Source organism: Candidatus Jordarchaeum sp., assembly GCF_052745115.1.
On record NZ_JBRAKS010000532.1, the window covers coordinates 1 to 1789 of the forward strand.

A 1789-nucleotide genomic window follows, 5' to 3' on the forward strand; every position below is an offset into this window, starting at 1 on the left:
TGAACGGGGTACGTGTATAAGGGTGCGCTGTTTTAACCCACCTCCAGCAATGGACAAATCCTTTAAGAAGAAAGAGTTACTAATTTTGTCCCAAAGCGTTGGCTGTATATAAATTTATATATCATTTTAGATTATTTTTTGTTTTTTAAAACAACGAAAAATCCATAATTATTATATCAGTTATTGTAGAAATTATATACCAAAAGTAACCTGATTTGTTATATTATAATTTCTTTAACTAAAATTTTTTAATAATTAAATTAACATCATAAAAAGTAAAACGCCACAAAAATCAGAAGCGACCCTTCCCCTAGCATTATAGAAAGAAGCCAAAATTAGTGATGAAATTTTTGTTAAATTTTTCCCCTATACAGGCTGGTTAGGGGGCAGGCCACACATTTCTCTTCCTTATAACTGCTACAATTTCTACAGTCCACACCACATGGCGTTTCTTCTGTTTTCGATGGTATACGTGGACCAGTATCGATATAAGGATTGTAGTAAACCTCTCCTATGGGGTAAAATTCAGACCTACGGATACCTTTCTGACTTCTAATGGAGCATTTTTCAACTGATATGCATCCCAGTGTGTCTTGGTTCTCAGCAACCACTAAGGCGATTAAGTTGTATCCGCCTAGCGATGTGAAGAGTTTCACCATTCTTGGACAATTGTTGAATTTCTCCACAGTATTCTTTAGATCCTCTGCGGTCTCCATTTCCAGAAAAACCAGCGCGGGGTATAGTTCCACTTGTGAAGTATTTAGTAATGCTGTGATTTTGATTACGCCGCTTTCAATGAGTTTGTCGAGTCTTTTTTTGACACCCATGCTGGTATAACCGGTTTTTTTGCTTATCTCCTGGAGGGTGGTTCTCCCATCGATCCGGAGCTGCTCGATTATTTTTTTATCAATGTCATCCATTTTTCATCACCTTGCATCTGATTTATGATCATAGGCCCTTTTTTTCTTGTTATAGAGAGAAGTTGCTGTTTTAGATTTTTTGGGACAGGTCCTCTACTTCTGCTTCCAACTCTAGTATTTTTTTTCTTAAAAATTTGATTGTTTTTTCATTATCTACTGCCTGTAGGGATTGTGAGCAAACGGGACACTTAAATCGATAATCTATTGCTTCCTCAAAGGTAAGAATGGGGCATTCTTTTTTACCGCAATGATAAAACGCATTGTTTCTTTCATATTCCAATCTTTGCTTTATCTTTTCAATTGTGAGCAAGGCCTTTTTCCTAAAAGCTAAAATATTTGATCTTATAGGCAGTAATTTCCAATAGTGTATAAAGTGTCCTGTTCTTGTATCGCGGCATCTGCGATAGGTTGCAATTCGTGAATCATAGAGTTTGTAAAGGGCCTTTCTAACGGAGTTAACAGTTAGGTTCGTCTTTTCTGCGAGTTCTTGGTCAGTAGACTCGCAATCAAGTGAGAGTTGCCCTATGACTTTTAGAACATCGTTCTCAAATTCGTCTCCAATGATTGTTTGATAAGGTACGCTTACAGGGTGTTCAGTGGCACTTGAAGTCATTCTTAAAGTCCCTCCTTTTAGACTTCTATTGAGGTGTTTCAATTTGTCTTTATACGACTGTGTACACTTCTCCAATTAGTTTAAAAAATAAACCACTTTTATATTTTGTGGTTAAAATCTAAACAACTCAATCTTATTGAGATTTGAATAGTCGATATTTTTCTAGTCGCCATGTCATTGTAGCTACAGGGTTGATAAAGGGGTTTCAGTATTTGAAAATGAAATAGGTTATTAAAACTGGTTTTGGCTGGTGAGC

The 1789-nt window shown here is 36.2% G+C and carries 2 protein-coding genes; both read right to left on the bottom strand.

All coding sequences use genetic code 11. The features are described from left to right. Window positions 1-353 precede the first annotated feature (353 nt). Window positions 354-920, bottom strand: coding sequence for a winged helix-turn-helix transcriptional regulator (locus tag ACUVXA_RS20520; protein WP_445873155.1), 567 nt, complete (start codon window positions 918-920; stop codon window positions 354-356). Between the two features lie 70 nt (window positions 921-990). Further along, the gene (locus tag ACUVXA_RS20525) at window positions 991-1533 is read right to left on the bottom strand and encodes a transcription factor E (protein WP_445873156.1); all 543 of its coding nucleotides are present in this window, start codon (window positions 1531-1533) and stop codon (window positions 991-993) included. Window positions 1534-1789 lie beyond the last annotated feature (256 nt).

Bases quoted from the DNA above. Each gene is read 5' to 3' on its own strand.
- ACUVXA_RS20520 (WP_445873155.1), bottom strand. From the start codon at position 920: ATGGATGACATTGATAAAAAAATAATCGAGCAGCTCCGGATCGATGGG.
- ACUVXA_RS20525 (WP_445873156.1), bottom strand. From the start codon at position 1,533: ATGACTTCAAGTGCCACTGAACACCCTGTAAGCGTACCTTATCAAACA.